The sequence below is a fragment of the Nitrospinaceae bacterium genome (genome assembly GCA_018669005.1).
Classification (GTDB): Bacteria; UBA8248; UBA8248; order UBA8248; family UBA8248; genus UBA8248.
The window spans coordinates 270,005-285,738 of the sequence record JABJAL010000072.1 but is presented as its reverse complement, the minus strand read 5'-3'; the positions used below and the strand labels follow the sequence as shown (position 1 = coordinate 285,738).

The 15,734-nt window shown below is 52.0% G+C and carries 14 protein-coding genes; 6 read left to right on the top strand and 8 right to left on the bottom strand.

Annotated features, from left to right (window positions below):
* The first annotated feature begins 68 nt into the window (after positions 1 to 68).
* Positions 69 to 3,536, top strand: a complete 3,468-nt coding sequence (locus HOJ95_11020; GenBank protein ID MBT6395230.1) for an HYR domain-containing protein — start codon at positions 69 to 71, stop codon at positions 3,534 to 3,536.
* Between the two features lie 471 nt (positions 3,537 to 4,007).
* Here the strand turns inward: HOJ95_11020 and HOJ95_11015 are convergent, their stop codons facing one another.
* Together HOJ95_11015 and HOJ95_11010 are read right to left on the bottom strand one after the other, a co-directional pair.
* Positions 4,008 to 4,391 carry a cytochrome c gene (locus HOJ95_11015; protein ID MBT6395229.1) on the bottom strand — a complete coding sequence of 128 codons (384 nt, stop codon included), beginning with the start codon at positions 4,389 to 4,391 and terminating at the stop codon, positions 4,008 to 4,010.
* Positions 4,392 to 4,584: 193 nt separating this feature from the next.
* Positions 4,585 to 5,418 carry a hypothetical protein gene (locus HOJ95_11010; protein ID MBT6395228.1) on the bottom strand — a complete coding sequence of 278 codons (834 nt, stop codon included), beginning with the start codon at positions 5,416 to 5,418 and terminating at the stop codon, positions 4,585 to 4,587.
* 274 nt (positions 5,419 to 5,692) lie between these two features.
* Between HOJ95_11010 and HOJ95_11005 the strand changes: the two genes are divergently transcribed.
* Positions 5,693 to 6,151 carry a hypothetical protein gene (locus tag HOJ95_11005; GenBank protein MBT6395227.1) on the top strand — a complete coding sequence of 153 codons (459 nt, stop codon included), beginning with the start codon at positions 5,693 to 5,695 and terminating at the stop codon, positions 6,149 to 6,151.
* A gap of 84 nt (positions 6,152 to 6,235) precedes the next feature.
* Here the strand turns inward: HOJ95_11005 and HOJ95_11000 are convergent, their stop codons facing one another.
* The 4 genes from HOJ95_11000 to HOJ95_10985 form a co-directional block, all read right to left on the bottom strand.
* Positions 6,236 to 6,961, bottom strand: coding sequence for a nitrile hydratase subunit alpha (locus HOJ95_11000; GenBank protein MBT6395226.1), 726 nt, complete (start codon positions 6,959 to 6,961; stop codon positions 6,236 to 6,238).
* A gap of 45 nt (positions 6,962 to 7,006) precedes the next feature.
* Complete coding sequence (locus HOJ95_10995; protein MBT6395225.1) at positions 7,007 to 7,291, bottom strand: nitrile hydratase subunit beta; 285 nt, start codon at positions 7,289 to 7,291, stop codon at positions 7,007 to 7,009.
* A gap of 111 nt (positions 7,292 to 7,402) precedes the next feature.
* Positions 7,403 to 8,410 carry an amidohydrolase family protein gene (locus HOJ95_10990; GenBank protein ID MBT6395224.1) on the bottom strand — a complete coding sequence of 336 codons (1,008 nt, stop codon included), beginning with the start codon at positions 8,408 to 8,410 and terminating at the stop codon, positions 7,403 to 7,405.
* 37 nt (positions 8,411 to 8,447) lie between these two features.
* Complete coding sequence (locus HOJ95_10985; GenBank protein MBT6395223.1) at positions 8,448 to 9,461, bottom strand: amidohydrolase family protein; 1,014 nt, start codon at positions 9,459 to 9,461, stop codon at positions 8,448 to 8,450.
* Between the two features lie 253 nt (positions 9,462 to 9,714).
* On the opposite strand from HOJ95_10985, the gene HOJ95_10980 reads away from it, so the two are divergent.
* The 4 genes from HOJ95_10980 (at position 9,715) to HOJ95_10965 (ending at position 13,466) form a co-directional block, all read left to right on the top strand.
* Positions 9,715 to 10,593 (top strand): DMT family transporter, encoded by an 879-nt coding sequence (locus HOJ95_10980; protein ID MBT6395222.1) that lies wholly within the window; start codon positions 9,715 to 9,717, stop codon positions 10,591 to 10,593.
* A 99-nt stretch (positions 10,594 to 10,692) separates the two neighbouring features.
* Positions 10,693 to 11,571 carry a DMT family transporter gene (locus HOJ95_10975; protein MBT6395221.1) on the top strand — a complete coding sequence of 293 codons (879 nt, stop codon included), beginning with the start codon at positions 10,693 to 10,695 and terminating at the stop codon, positions 11,569 to 11,571.
* A gap of 98 nt (positions 11,572 to 11,669) precedes the next feature.
* The gene (locus tag HOJ95_10970; GenBank protein ID MBT6395220.1) at positions 11,670 to 12,548 is read left to right on the top strand and encodes a DMT family transporter; all 879 of its coding nucleotides are present in this window, start codon (positions 11,670 to 11,672) and stop codon (positions 12,546 to 12,548) included.
* A gap of 99 nt (positions 12,549 to 12,647) precedes the next feature.
* Positions 12,648 to 13,466, top strand: coding sequence for an alpha/beta hydrolase (locus HOJ95_10965; GenBank protein ID MBT6395219.1), 819 nt, complete (start codon positions 12,648 to 12,650; stop codon positions 13,464 to 13,466).
* Positions 13,467 to 13,628: 162 nt separating this feature from the next.
* Here HOJ95_10965 and HOJ95_10960 read toward each other — a convergent pair whose 3' ends face one another.
* Positions 13,629 to 14,429 (bottom strand): endonuclease, encoded by an 801-nt coding sequence (locus HOJ95_10960; GenBank protein MBT6395218.1) that lies wholly within the window; start codon positions 14,427 to 14,429, stop codon positions 13,629 to 13,631.
* Positions 14,422 to 15,669 (bottom strand): DNA cytosine methyltransferase, encoded by a 1,248-nt coding sequence (locus HOJ95_10955; protein MBT6395217.1) that lies wholly within the window; start codon positions 15,667 to 15,669, stop codon positions 14,422 to 14,424. Before HOJ95_10955 ends, HOJ95_10960 begins: the two co-directional genes overlap by 8 nt.
* Positions 15,670 to 15,734: the final 65 nt, after the last annotated feature.

The window sequence follows — 15,734 nt, the reverse complement described above, 5'->3', positions numbered from 1 at the left end:
GGCCATTACAATTTGATATGACCCTGAGGTATTTGAAGTCAATTTTTCTCATTGAAAGAGGCTTCCTCATGTCTACACGAACCGCAGGCGTGATTTTCACCATCTATTTTGCCTTTTTGCTGCTGATTCCAGCGGGGGCATACGCCAAAAAAACAAATCATGGGCATTTGATCAAATCATTCAGCAAGACCCCGCTCTCATTTGAAAAAAACCAGGGTCAAACGGACGGGCAGGTTAAGTACCTCGCCAGAAGCCGTGGCTACACCCTTTACCTCACACCCAGCGAAGCAGTGCTCTCCCTCTATAAACCCTCGCCAAAGAAAAGCGCGGCGGACCGCCTAGGCTCTCTTCCGGTTGGCGGTGGCCTCCGCGCGTCCGATGTCCTCCGGATGAGCCTTATCGGCGCGAAGAAAAATCCCGAGATGGCGGGCGAAGCCCAGCTGGCGGGCAAGATCAATTACTTCATCGGCAGGGATTCGGCCAAGTGGCGCACGAGGGTCCCCCTTTATGAAAAAGTACGCTACCAAGACGTCTATCCCGGCATCGATCTCATCTATTACGGAAACCAGAGAAAACTCGAATTCGACTTCATCGTCTCACCCGGCGCCGACCCCGAGCGGATTCGGCTTAAATTTAAAGGCGCAAAGAAGATTTCTTTAAATTCGGCAAGAGATCTAATTCTCTCCACCCCGGGCGGCGAGGTGGTCCAAAAGGCGCCGGTGATTTATCAGCAAATTAATGGCGAGAGAAAATCTATCTCCGGAAAGTTTATCCTAGGCGCCCAAAACGAAGTGAGCTTCCAGGTAGCCTCCTACGATAAGTCCAAACCCCTCGTAATCGATCCTGTCTTGATATATTCGACCTACTTAGGGGGCGCCAGCGATGATATAGGCGTAGACATGGCAGTTGATTCTTTGGGGAACGTATTAATTGTCGGATACACAAATTCAACGGATTTCCCCATTTCGACGGGAACTTATCAACCTTCGATTTCAGGTAGTGGATCGAGCAGTGACATTTTTGTGGCCAAGCTAAACGATTCGGGAACTGCTCTAATCTATTCGACCTATCTTGGTGGAAGTGGAATTGACAATGCCAACTCAATCGCTGTCGACTCGACTGGGAATGCATATTTGACGGGCAGTACCCGGTCAGTTGATTTTCCCGTGACATCAGGAGCTTTCAGCGAAGTAAATGCTGGCGAATACGACGTTTTTGTAAGTAAATTGAATTCGGATGGATCGAATTTAATATATTCGACTTTGGTGGGAGGGGGAGGGGCAGATGCTGGAACTGCGATTGCCCTTGACTTATCAGGTAACGCTTATGTGGCTGGGAGTACATGGGGGCGGGACTATTCGGGAGATCCCGTATCTCTATTTCCTACAACCTCAGGGGCGGTCCAGACAGTTTTTGGTGGATATCAAACCGATGCTTTCGTTTTTAAGATAAATTCAACGGGGGAGACACTTCTATATTCAACACTTTTGGGTGGAAGCGAGAACGATGCCGCATATGGTTTGGCTGTTGATATTTCAGGCAACGCATTCGTCACGGGGGGAACGTATTCTGCGGAGTTCCCAATTACTCCTGGTGTTTTTCAGGCATCACTCCTTGGCAGTGGCTCAAATTACGACGTATTTGTAAGTAAGCTGAATTCATCAGGAACTGCACTTGTTTACTCAACATTTTTGGGAGGAAGTGGAACAGAGCTTGGCAGAGGTATAGTTGTCGATCTGTCGGGTAATGCAACCGTGGCGGGGCAAACAGACTCAACAGATTTTCCGACAACGGAAGCGGCTTACCAGAGGTCATTGGGTGGCGATTGGGACGCATTCGTAACGAAACTAAATGCCTCTGGCACAGGTCTTCTTTTTTCGACTTATTTGGGAGGGTCGTATTTAGATGATGGATCGGCGATTGCAATTAACTCTTCCGGATTAACATACTTGGCAGGACGTACAAAATCTTTAGATTTCCCAACAACTCCGGATGCTTTTCAGTCAGATTTTATTGATACCGATCTTTGTTTTGTTTTGGAATTAAACGCCACTGGGACAGATGTTACCTACTCTACTTTCTTGGGAGGTGGCCGAAATTATTGCAGAGCTATTGCAATTGACCCCCAGGAAAATATTTATGTATCTGGAATAGCTTTTTCTTCATCTTACCCAACCACAGATGGTGCATTCCAGACCACGTTCGGTGGCGGCACATATGATGCCTTTATAGCGAAGATCGAATTGGCTCCGCCCGCACCCCCGAATAACCCGCCGCTGGCTTCGTGCCAGGTAGTAATCGCAGAGTGCGGGGCAGGCGGTGTGGCCGCGGCAGATATCGACGCGGGCTCCTCGGACCCGGACGGCGATCCGATAACGCTGTCCCAGGTTCCCCCGGGTCCCTACAGCTTGGGGAATACCTCGGTGACGCTGACGGTCACGGACGATCTGGGAGATTCTGACTCCTGCTCTGCGACGGTGACCGTCCAGGATACGACGGCGCCAGCCCTCGCCCAGCCTGCCGACGTCGTGGCCGAGGCGACGGGCCCGAGCGGCGCGGTTGTCAGCTTTAGTCTTCCGGGCACTACCGATGCCTGCGACGCGAGCGTTTCTGTCGCGTCCAGCCCGGTCTCTGGCTCGACGTTCCCTCTCGGGGCGACAGCGGTGACGGTTACGGCGATGGACGCCAACAACAACAGTTCCGAAAAAACCTTCACGGTCACCGTGCAGGACACGGCGCCTCCTGTCATAAACAGCGTTTCGGTGAATTCTAATGTACTCTTTCCTCCGGACCATAAAATGAAGCCGGTGAGTGTAACGGTTGATGCAGAAGACAATGTCTCTCTTTTCCCAAGCTCGAAGATCATATCGGTGACAAGCAACGAGCCGGTCAACGGTACGGGTGACGGAGATACCGCCCCTGATTGGGAGATTACGGGAGATCTGACGCTGAACCTTCGGGCTGAGCGCTCGGGCGGGGGAAACGGAAGGATCTATACGATCACGGTTCAGAGCACTGATGAGAGCGGAAATAACAGCTTGAAAACCGTTACTGTGTCGGTGCCTATCAGTCAGGGGAACGGCCAAGCAACAGTCGACTGGACAGCTGTGAGCGAGGCAGTTTCCTACAATGTTTACAGAAAATCCTGCCCGACGTGCGAGAAGGTGCTCGTCGCCTCGGACCAAACGGGAACGCAGTTCGTGGACACTGCGGTGCTGGTGGGAATGAGCTACATCTATTCCGTCCAGGCGGTGGACGCATCGGGCGGCCTTAGCAATCTGGGAAATGAGAGGTCGGTCTGTGTGGCCCCCCCCAAAAACCTCGCTCTCTCAAACCGCGCCTTCACAGCACCCTCTTCTATCACCGCGACGGACACCATCGTCGCGGGAAAAGGGGTCAACGTGGGCCGAGGCAGCCGGGTGACCTTCCACATGAAAAGCGCGACAGGCGGCATCCGGCTCGAGCCGGGCTTCAAAGTGGATAGCGGCGCCAGCTTCCGCGCGCTGGTTTCCACCACTTCGGGTAGTTGTTCATGAAATAGGTAGCGGGTTTGGCGGGACAAGTCCAAAGATTACAGAACTCTCTTTGGGAATGATGATATTCCCAGTGGCATGTCATCCCCATTCAAACAGTACATATATAGAATTTGGGGGAGAGAAAATTTCAGCCAGTTTCGTTGGGCGCGCATTTGTCGACAATGGCGAATTTTTTGGATATGACGATGAATCTGGATACTTACGTCGGACCTTTTTCTATTCTCGGAGTCTTTTTAATCGTGTTTTGGACACAAATGATTGCGAGCAGACTGAAATGTTAAGGAATTGGTATAGGCCATGGAATTGTTACCTGATTTCAAAAAATGGATTTTATTCGAGACCCAGATATTACGGAGCACACCTCTCATTTGACTTGGGGCCGGTTTGAGTAGAGGCAGGTCGCTTGCACGGGCTCCAAGTGGTGTTCCCGGGGCACACCCGGCATTTTGATTCTCGTAACATCCCGTGGCCTTACTTGGAGAGTGTTCGGATAAAGGCAACTATATTTTCAATATCTTTATCACTCAATTGGCCGCCCCACGAAGGCATGGAAAATGATTTACCAACCCCTGCGCCGCCCATTTTTATGGCCTTGAAGATATGCTCATCAGAAAGGTTTTTCATGTACTTGGCATTGGTATGATCCCGAGGCTTGGGATTCAACATTTGAGATGAAGGCCCGTCTCCCTTGCCATTTATGCCATGGCAACCCGCACAGAATCTTTGATAATTCGCCTTACCGGCATCGGCATTTGCCCCAGAAGCATCCATCCTACTGGCCGCCAGAACAATGGCGACCGCCGCACAAACAAAAACAGGAATTAACTTTCTCACGAAGAAATCTCCTTTCTTCAATCCATTGCGCCGAGATTAACAACGGTACCCATCAAAGTTTAATATTCACCTAGATTTACTATTACGCCACAAACACGAACCAAGGCGGATGAGATGACAAATTCCAAATAGCGCAAACCCCTACTCAGCCAGCGCAGTGGAGGCCTCGTACTCGGCAGGCAGAGGGCGTCGTCGACGGCGCCCTCTGATAAACCTAGAGAGAAAAATCTGCCTCGATCGGGGCATGATCGCTCAAGCTGGCGAGCCTGGCCTCATCGAGGTAGCGACACCTGGCGACATTCAGGGAACGCGAGGCAAAGATATGATCGAACCGCCTTCCCTGGACCTTTATCTTTTTGCGAATCGGATACCAGCTAAATCCCTGCGCCTCCCACCCACAAAGCGTCCGGTAGACATCCAGAAGATCGAATTTTCCTAACCCCGTCATGATATTGCGCTCGGCCGCATCCCAGCGCGCGCCATCTCCATGCCGAAATTGTTTTCGCAGCACGACCTCGCCGCTCGCCCGAATCCATTGGGCCCAGGTGACGACCTCTCCCGTCGGGTATTCAACCTGCGGGGCGTTGAAATCCCCGCATAAAATACGGGGCCGCCTCGTTTTCTTAGCGAGCCCCCGATAGATTCCTTCTAGCGTCTCCACCTTCTTCCAGCCGTGAGATGCGCCCGAGGGGATATAGGTGTTATGCAAATCGAATGAAATTTCGGGGGCCTTAATCGAAACGGATATTAATTTTTCTTTCCACGGGATTTGAAAAATCTTGCGGCGTATCAACCTGGCGGGATACTTCGATGCGATCAGTGTGCCGAGCCGCCTCGCCCCTTTTAATTGTGACGGATTGCGAAACAATTCAAAACTGTCATGAACAAACTTGAATCCGATTTCTTTTAAACTGGAGCGAAGCTCGGGGGCGCCGCTAGGGGTTACTTCCTGAAGAGCGATGACGTCGGGAACTCTACTTTTAAGATATTCAACCTGCCTGGCGACTTGCCGGGATCTGGCGTTTGTATTCCAGGATATCACCCGCATAAATCACTCCTTGAAAAATTGGCAAGCGACATCGTAAAGGCCCGTTGAAAATACCCAGGTTGTTTAATCTAACATTAGACGATCTCTAAGGATGCCTTTCCATAAAAAGACCCTCTTAAAATTCGATCCTCATTCAAGACCTTATTTGCAAAAATCCAAGCCCCTTCGAGCACCATCGCTCCAGCCCCCGGTACCCGCCGGGTGGAGCCATTGAAACTGCGGCCCGCCTGCTGGATAATACGAACCGCCGCAGCGTGAACAGGGAGCAACCCCCATGGAATGGACACAGGAATTAGAAAGAATCGACCTTCGAATTTCGGGATGGATGGAAAAGTACGGAAGGATGCTGCTCAGGATTTCCCTTGCCGTCATTTTCATCTGGTTCGGCGCACTCAAGCTCCTCGGCATAAGTCCGGCCGAAGAGCTGGTCAGCCGGACAGTCTACTGGTTCTCCCCCGCGCTATTTGTCCCGATCCTGGGATGGTGGGAGGTGGCGATAGGGGCCGGACTCCTGTTCCGCCCACTCATCCGCCTTGCCCTCTTTCTGCTGTTTCTTCAGATGCCGGGAACGGTATTGCCCTTGATCCTTCTCCCCGAGGTCTGCTTCACCCAGTTCCCTTTCGGCCTGACGCTGGAAGGGCAGTACATCATCAAAAATCTCATCCTGATCAGCGCCGCCATCGTGGTGGGCGGCACCGTGCGCGCGAGGGCGGACGCCGGGGAGTTCGTTTAAAAAAAATCCCGCGTAAAACAAAAACGACGGGGAAGCTCTCGCCTCCCCGCCGATGGTGATGTCTATTAAATCTAACTCAAATCCCTACTCGGCCAGCGCGGCGGAGGCCTCGTACTCGGCGGGAGAGAGCGCATCGCCAACTCCGATCATCGAATCGCGCACGACGAGGGCAACAAGTTTCTCCTCGCTCCAGCCCTCGGTGCCTGCCGGGCGGCGCGGAATGATCAGATAGCGGCAGTCGGCTGTCGAATCCACGACGCGCAGTTCAATATCCTCGGGCGCGGTGTAGCCGAGATCCGCCAGCGCCCCTCTGGGGTCGGAAACGGCTTTGGAGCGGTAGGGAAAGCTCTTGTACCAGGTGGGCGGCTGGCCCAGCAGCGGGCGCGGGTAGCATGAGCACAGGGTGCACACCACCATGTAATGCACTTTATCGGTGTTCTCGAGCGCGACGAGGTGGTTAATCGTCCCGGTGCTGATGCCGATCTCGTGGCAGGCCGAGGCAGCGTCTTCTAAGAGGCGCTCTTTAAAGGCCGGGTCCACCCAGGCTTTTGCGACGACGCGCGAGCCGATGGCAGGCGTCTTGCTGTAGATGTCCTCGACAGCGCGGCGCATTTCGTCGGTGGTGAGCAGCCCTTTTTCTTTCAAAATATCGGCCAGCGCGAGGATGCGCACCTGAAAATAGTCGAGATCGTGCTCGACGCGCTCAACCGGCGTGTCATCGTGGGTGTGACCGTGATCATGGCCGTTGCCGTGATCGTGGCCACCACCTTTGTGCGAATTGTAATAATTAGGATCGTTCGTCGTTACCATGGCTCACCTCGAATCGGTTTCGGTTTTCGCCAAGGCCCTAACCCGCTAGGCCGGGTCGAGCCAGTGTTCGTAAATTTCAATCACTATCTTGTCCTGCTGCTTACCTGGCTTATTGGCCCACACATCGTTAACCATGAACTCGACCCAATAGAGCGGGCAGAGCGGCAGACCATCTTTGCCATAGGCCAGCTTTTCGGGATTACGAAATTTGCCAAAATAACGAGCGATGCGGCCCGCCTTGCCCCGGACAAACTCAGGGGTGCGGATATGGCCGGGCGGAAAGCGGTTCTGCACAACTACCTCATCGCCTACCTTGTACCTGGGCTCCATGCGACTTCCCCCCAAAAAGAGAAAATGGCAGTTCAAAAAATTCCGTTGATTCTCCGATCTTGCATAGCCCCGGCCCGGCTGTCCACCGGGGCTATTTCGCCAAATTGCGAGCTAGAGCTTATAGAGCTTCTTCGCGTTGCCGATGAGGATTTTCTCCTGATCCTCGGCTGACAACCGCGAGAGGCCAGGAATATCCTTGGCCGGCTGGTGGTAGCCCATATCGGCCGGATAGTCCGTCCCGTAGAGAATGCGGTCGGCTCCCAGCGTTTCAACGGCATACACGAAGGCATCGGCATTATGAATAATCGTGTCGTAGTAAAATTTGCCGAAATACTGTTCGGGATCTTTGGCGCCGTTTACCTTGGGCTCATCGCGCTCGCCGTAGCCGTGCTGCCAGCGGCCTCTGATCCAGGGAACGAAGCCACCCACGTGGGAGAGATAGAATTTAATGTCCGGGAAACGGTCGAGCACCCCGCCGAAGATTAGGCACGAGACAGCAATGGTCGTGTCGAGCGGGTTGCCGATGAAGTTTCTCATGTAGTAATCGCCGAGCCGCTCAGGGGCCGCCGCCTGGCCTTGGGGATGGATGAAAATCGGAATATCGAGCGCGACCGCTTTGGCCCAGAAAACATCGAGCTCTGGCGCGTCGAGATTCTCCCCCGCGACGTTGGCTGCGATCTGCACGCCGATGTGGCCATTTTTCACAGCCCGGTCGAGCTCGGCCACCGCGGCATCGGGATCCTGGAGCGGCACCTGCGCCATGCAGGAGAGCTGATCGGGGTACTTGTTTGCCAACTCGGTCAAACCGTCGTTGATCGAGGCCGAAAGCTCTTTATTCAACCCGGCGTCGAGGGCATAGAGCGTCATGAAGGGCGAGACCGAGAGCACCTGGCGCTCGACCCCCATGTTCTTCATCGCCCCGAGGCGGATGTCCACATCGTAATAAGGCGGCTTGAGATTGTTATGCCAGCGGCGCTCCTTGCCGAAGATGGTGCCCTCGAACGCCATGAACTCATTATCGCCATCCTTCTCGATGCTTACAGCCTTGCCGAGGCGGCCCTTGCGCAGGTCGTCCAGAAACCCCATCGGCAGAATATGTGTATGTGGATCAATGGCCATCTAATTCTCCTTTTAATGTTCGTTTTGGTCTTAAAATTCACACTTTTAGTTTATAGAGCTTCTTCACGTTGCCCACGAGCATTTTCTGCTGATCTTTTTTCGAAAAACGCGAGAGGCCCGGAATCTTCTCGGCCCGGCTCAGGTTGCCCATGTCGAACGGGTAATCCGTCCCGTAGAGGATGCGGTTCACGCCCAGCGACTTAACGGCAAACTCAAATGAATCGGCATTGTGAATGATCGTGTCGTAGTAGAACTTTTTGAAGTAGTTCTCGGGTGCCTTGGCCTTGTTGACCTTGGGCTCCTGGCGCTCGCCGTAGCCGTGCTGCCAGCGGCCTCTGATCCAGGGGGTGAAGCCACCCACGTGGGAGAGCAGAAATTTAACCTTCGGGAAGCGGTCAAACACCCCGCCGAAGATGAGACAGGCCGCCGCGATGGTGGTGTCGAGCGGGTTGCCGATGAAGTTGCGCAAGTAATAGTCCTTGAGGCGATCATTCACGCCCATCACGTCTGTGGGATGGATGAAAATGGGCACATCGAGTTTTTGCGCCATACGCCATACGGGGTCGAGCTTTTTGTCATCAAGGTTGGTTCCCGCGACGTTCGAGCCAATCTGGCAGCCGAGGTGGCCCTTTTTGACCGCGCGCTCTAGCTCCTTGGCCGCCGCCTTGGGATCCTGGAGAGGAATCTGCGCCATGCAGCGGAATTTATCCGGATTCTCGTCCACGATTTTAAGCAAGGATTCGTTGAGCGAGGCCGAGAGCTCTTTGTTCAGCCCCTTGTCGAGCGCGTAGTAGGTCATCGGCGGCACGACCGAGAGAATCTGCATATCGACGTTCTGCTTCTTCATGCCCTTCAGGCGAAGACTCACATCGTAGGTTTCTTTGGGCAGCGGGTTTACGTGGACCCGCTCCTTGCCGAGGATCTTCGTGCGCGTGACGAGAAACTCCCAGGGCTTGCCCTTTCTGATCGTTACTGACTTGCCGAAGCGTTTTTTGCGAACGTCATCAATAAAACTTTCGGGCGAAATGTGTGCGTGGGGATCGATAATCACTATGACTCTCCTTGTTAAAAATAAGACGTGAATCAGACAAAAGGAAATTGCACCGGGCCCAAACCCTGCCCGGAGGTCCGATTGTGTACAGAGGCGGGAATTATCCAACATATCCGGGGTAAAGAAAACCGGGTGGAGGCAACTGTAGAGCCCTTTTAAAGAGCTGGAAGTGCGGCGCGCCCATCGCCCTATAGTGCATTCCGTGCGATAATAGACGTCGCGTTCTTTTCTTGCCTTATTCCCTGGTGGCAATTTGCTCGATTCATTTCATCCCACAGCGTTGGCACTGTTAGCCGCGCTCAACATCGCGATAGCGCGAACGTTCTATCGAAGCGTCCTGCTTCGCCTCGGTGCCGGCACGACGGCACTGGCCTCAGGGATAATTTCGCTGGGCCTTATCTGGAGCTATTATTTTTATACCGGCACGGTGGACAGCTGGCCCCTTCAAGGGATTGCCTGGTTCGTCATCGTCGGAATGCTGGGAGGCGTGGGCGGGCGCTACCTTAATTTTTTCTCGATGAAAGAGCTCGGCCTCGCCCGAACCTCGGTTCTGATGCAAACGAGCATTATCTGGTCCACGGGGCTGGCCATCGTCCTCCTGGGCGAGCAGGTGAACCTGACTATCGGCGCGGGAACAGCCGCAATCATGATTGGCTCCATTCTCCTGGTCTACAAAGGGGGCTCAGAGCTTAAAGAAGTACCTTTCTCCTACTACTTCATTCCCGTGGTGGCGGCTTTTTTGCTGGGCCTATCTCACCTGCTCCGCAAATACGGCTACAACTGGATTGATTCGGCCACCTTCGGCCTGAGCATCTCCAACACCGTTTCGGTCATGACGATGATCGCCATCTTGCCTTTCACGAATGAGGGCATCCCCAAAACTTGGGGGTGGCGCCCTATTTTCTTCATTGTGGCGGGGGCGGTGTTCAACGCCTTGTCCGCCCTGTTCTTTTGGACAGCCGTACAACGAGGAGAAATCGTGCAGGTCGTTCCCATCACCCGGATCTCGGTCCTCATGATGATTTTCACTTCCTGGCTGTTTTTTCGAAAACAAGAAAGAGTCACCGCCCGCGTCGTTTACGGGGGGGTACTCTCCGTTGCCGGGGTGTTTCTCGTCGTTTGGGGAAAATAAAACCGCCCGCCATTTCTAGAAACCCTGACAGTCTTCATCGATCTGTTTTTCGTTACATGCAATAATAGATCTTTAGTTTCTCTCCTCTCTGGTGGCGATTTGCTCGATACCATTCATCCCAACATGTTGGCGCTGATCTCCGCGTTCAACATCTCTATGGCGCGGACCCTCTACCGGGGCGCGATGCTCCGCCTAGGTGCCGGCACGACGGCTCTGGCCTCGGGCTCGATTACGCTTGTCTGCGTATGGAGCTTTTATTTGTACACGGGAACGGTGGACAACTACCCCCTTCAGGGGATTGCCTTGTTCATGGTTGTCGGGATATTGGGTGGTCTGGGCGGTCGCTATCTCAGCTTTTATTCGATAAAAGAAATCGGCCTTGCCCGGACATCGATCCTGATGCAGACAAGCATCATCTGGTCCACGGGGCTGGCCATCATTCTTTTGGGCGAGCGCTTGAGCCTGGCTATCGGCGCGGGAACAGCCGCAATCATGATCGGCTCCATTCTCCTGGTCAAAAAGGGAGGCTCGGAGCCTAAGAAGATTCCCCTCACCTACTATCTTATCCCGCTGGCGGCGGCGTTTTTTCTCGGGCTATCTCACCTGCTACGTAAATACGGTTACGCATGGATTGATTCGGCCACCTTCGGCCTGAGTATCTCCAACACCGTTTCGGTCATGACGATGCTCGCCATCATGCCGTTCACGAACGAGCGCATCCCAAAAACCTTGGAGCGGCGGCCCATACTCTGCATCGTGGGAGGGGCGCTGTTCAACTTTATGTCCGCGATAGTTTTCTGGACGGCTGTCAGGCGGGGAGAACTCGTGCAGGTCGTCCCCATCACCAGAATCTCGGTCCTCTTGATGATTTTCACTTCATGGCTTTTTTTCCGAAAACAAGAAAGCGTCACGGCCCGCGTCGTTTACGGGGGGGTGCTCTCCGTTGCCGGGGTGTTCCTCATCGTTTGGGGAAAATAAAGCCGCCCGCCAATTAAGAAATTCAGACTCCCCTCATCGCTCTATTTTTCGTTCCATGCAATAATAGTTTTTTAGTTTCTATCCTCTCTGGTGGCGATTTGCTCGATTCAATACACCCCAGCCTGTTGGCACTTTTATCCGCGGTCAACATCTCGATAGCGCGAACACTCTACCGAAGCGTACTGCTCCATTTCGGCGCAAACACAACAGCTCTGATCTCGGGCTCAATCTCGCTGGTCCTCATCTGGGGTTATTATTTCTATTCAGGCCAGGTGGAGCATTGGCCCCTTCAGGGGGTTGCCTGGTTCGTGGGCATCGGAATCATAAACGGTGTGGGCGGGCGCTACCTTCAATTTTTATCAATGAAAGAGCTTGGCCTCGCCCGGACGGCGATCATTCTTCAAACAAGCCTCATCTGGTCAACGGGGCTGGCCATCGCCCTTCTGGGGGAGAATCTGAACATGGCCATCGGCGCGGGAACGGCGGCGATCATGATTGGCTCAATTCTCCTGGTCAACAAAGGAGAAATTGAGCTCAAGAAAATCCCCATGTCTTACTACCTCATCCCGGTGGTGGCGGCATTTCTACAAGGGCTCTCCCACCTGCTGCGCAAATACGGATATGGCTGGATCGATTCGGCCACGCTCGGCATGAGCATTTCCAACACTTTTTCGGTCGTGACGATGATCGCCATCATGCCCTTTACCGGCGAGGGAATACCCAAATCCTTTGGGCGGCAGGCCGTTCTCTTTATTGTGGTGGGGGCGGTGTTCAACGCCCTGGCCGCCCTGTTCTTCTGGACTGCCGTCCAGCACGGGGATCTCGTGCAGGTGGTGCCCGTCACCCGCATCTCGGTCCTCTTGATGATTTTCACCTCCTGGCTTTTCTACCGACAACTCGAACAGATCACCTCCCGCGTCGTCTGGGGCGGGCTGCTATCTGTTGCCGGGGTGTTTCTCGTCGTATGGGGGAAGTAATTGGGGCCGATATCTTCCTCATTGCAAGCGCCTGCTCGGCCCATTAGCCTGTAATTGATTACCCATGAAAACAACCAAATGCCATGAAAAGGAAATAACGTGACAAACCCGGTCGTCGAGGACATTCCCTACCGGACTATCGAGGGCACCGAGTTGAAAGCCCGGCTGTATCGGCCTCATCCCGAGGGACCAGCCCCATTCGTGATAGATGCGCATGGCGGGGCCTGGGGCAGAGGCAGCCGTCTTAGCAACGAGGTCATCCATCAGGATTTCGCAAAAAACGGCATCGGCGTGTTCGCGCTGGATTTTCGCTTATCGGGCGAGACGCAATTCCCGGCACCGGTGATTGACATCAATTACGGCGTGCGCTGGTTCAAAGCGAACGCCAGCGCACTCGGGGTGGCGCCAAGCATCATCGGCGCGATGGGCGCATCAAGCGGCGGGAATCAGATGGGGCTGGTGGCGCTCACGCCTGATGATGCGCGCTACATGGCACCAGACCCCTCCCTGGCTGATGTGGATGCCAGCATTGCTTTTTTTATCGCGTGCTGGTCGATACTCGATCCGCTGGCGCGCTACCAGATGGCACAAAAAGTGGGCAATGAGCGGCTGATAGCCGCCACCAAGGCCTATTTTCCCACGGATGAGGACATGGAAACCGGCAACCCTTTTATGGTCCTTGATCGCGGCGAGGCGACCCACATGCCGCCAATGATAATCATCCAGGGCACCGAGGACGCCAATGTCGAGCATACCCGCGCCGATATCTTCGCCGAGCGCTATCGCGCAGCCGGCGGCTCGATCGACCTCCACAAATACGAGGGCCAGCCCCACATGTTCATCCTCACCGAGCCGGACACAGAGGCCTCAAAAGACGCCATCGAGAAACTGCGCCATTTCGTTCTGGCCCAAGCCTGAAGACGGGGCGGGCTTTTAAATGAGTCCTGCGCTCTTTCAAAATTATTGATTCTTCATGAATTCTTAGTCGCCCCGCGTTGTCTGGGGGGAGATGATTTCGGTTGTTAGGGTGTTCTTGGTCATATGGGGGAAGTGAGATGGGGGTCTTGGTTGAAAAAATATTTACCCTGAAGTGTGTGACCTGTATGCTTTCATATCTTCTGAAGATATTTGCTCCGAAGGGACTAATCGATAATGTTTTTCATCAACAATTCTTATCTGATCATCCTGCACAGTCAATTCGAAAATAGCAATAAGATTTTCTGTCATAAATTGACTTGATAGTGCTCGGCAAATTAAATTTGGAAACTTATCGGTACAACAAGATATATCCTGTTTTGTTTGAACCACTGAAAGTTGATCTTTTCCTCCCTTCGCTTGAATAGGTATTATGTAGTGGCATCCTTCTCGATCTATGCCGACATAAATTTCGTCTATCTCGATTTGAACTCTTTTAACAGTAGTTCTCAGATGATTCTGCAAAGAATATGTTGTTAGCCCCAAAAATATATCTACTAATCTATTGTATCTGACCTTTGCCAACAGGGCTTGCTCATCTGACAGCGCATAAGATGAAATTATTTCTGGAGTTGCATCTGGAATTTTTATAGCAATTAAATTTTGGTTGGGTACAATTCGATTAATTTTCACCAATTTAAATGTATATTTGGCTCTATCTGCTCCTTCGATGACCCATTCATTATCATTCGATGCAGTATCTTGAATAGATTTAGGAAGTGCCCTACGGTAACGAAAGGAATAAACCACATCGCCTACATTTTTTGGAAGGTTTGCTTCAATTTTCTCTGCAACTTTTTCAATTTCGTCCCTATCAAAATCGAATGAAGAAATACCCGCCGTGAAATGATTCTTGAAAATTTGCTCTATTATCACATCATAAAGACCAGTTCGCTTTTTAGGCACAAATCACCTTTGGACGGGCCGATCTGGTACGTTTTGGAATCACATTTGGAGACACGCCATAATAATAAGCCGCTTGCGACATTGACAAATTAAGCAACAATGAATCGCCTAACCTTAAAATTTTTTTGGGCTTTGAAGGTTTTTTTTCAAGAGCCCTCAAAATTTCCATAGCGACCGCTTGGGCCAAAAGAGGTGGGACCGAATTTCCAATCTGCCTAAACCCATGCCACTTGGTGACATGAAATCGAAACCAATCAGGGTAGCTGTGTATTCGGGCTGCCTCGCGAACTGTAATACATCGAGGAGTAAAGGGATGGATAGGTCTTGGAGAAGTGAAAGCTCCCCGATCACTTGCCGTCCCAGCCCGCAAGGTATTACAAACACCCTGCGGATCTAATTTGAAAAATCTACTAACTGGTTCTGTTTTTCCGTGTGGCGTTTCGGCAAATCGTTTTCGAGAAAGTGGCGTATGAGTTGTTCTTGCGCTTGATGTTAGTAGATTGGGATTATATTTTCGACTGTATCCATAATTACAAGAAGCAAATTCAGCTTCTCGTAATTTTTCAGCATATTTTGATGGACTTCCAAGAATTGTCTCCACCCAATCCCTATCAAGCAGTTCTGTAAATTTTTCAACTTCTGGCAAATCTGCCAACGCATCGGAGATTGAAATTTCGCTCAATTTTTTTGGATATATAGGAATTTTAAGATTTTTTCTACACCCGAATAGAAATAACCGTTCTCTCTTCTGCGGCACTCCGTAATTAGATGCATTTAACACACGATAATTACCCTCAACCGAATAACCATTTTTTTCGAACGTTGAAATTATTTCTTCGAGAAATTGGCGATGCTTGCCGATTGTTAATCCTTTGACATTCTCAAATAGAAAATAAGAAGGGGCTAGCTCAAGTACCAATCGAACAAAATGATTAACGAGACGATTACGCGGGTCGTTTAATGCTCTTTTACCAATCAGCGAAAAACCCTGACAAGGCGCTCCTCCGAAAACTACATCTATTTTTTTTTCTTTGACACCAGAAATTTTTCGAATTTCTTCTCCCGTCAATTCAGCGACATCTTTGCAAATAGTTTTACAATTGGGGAAATTGTACTCATGTGCTGCACAATGAATTGGGTCAATATCGACAGCAGCGGCAATTTTAAACCCCGCCTGCTCGAAACCTAGGCTTAAGCCTCCTGCCCCAGCAAAAAGATCAATTCCGATTGGACGCCCCACGAATTTACTCTCCTGACACTACTCGACATTAAAGGAAATACTGATAGACGAAATTATAGCGAAAA

Excerpts from the sequence above, each read along its gene's own strand:
- HOJ95_11020 (MBT6395230.1), top strand. The coding sequence starts at position 69 with ATGTCTACACGAACCGCAGGCGTGATTTTCACCATCTATTTTGCCTTT.
- HOJ95_11010 (MBT6395228.1), bottom strand. The coding sequence starts at position 5,418 with ATGCGGGTGATATCCTGGAATACAAACGCCAGATCCCGGCAAGTCGCC.
- HOJ95_11005 (MBT6395227.1), top strand. The coding sequence starts at position 5,693 with ATGGAATGGACACAGGAATTAGAAAGAATCGACCTTCGAATTTCGGGA.
- HOJ95_10990 (MBT6395224.1), bottom strand. The coding sequence starts at position 8,410 with ATGGCCATTGATCCACATACACATATTCTGCCGATGGGGTTTCTGGAC.
- HOJ95_10995 (MBT6395225.1), bottom strand. The coding sequence starts at position 7,291 with ATGGAGCCCAGGTACAAGGTAGGCGATGAGGTAGTTGTGCAGAACCGC.
- HOJ95_11000 (MBT6395226.1), bottom strand. The coding sequence starts at position 6,961 with ATGGTAACGACGAACGATCCTAATTATTACAATTCGCACAAAGGTGGT.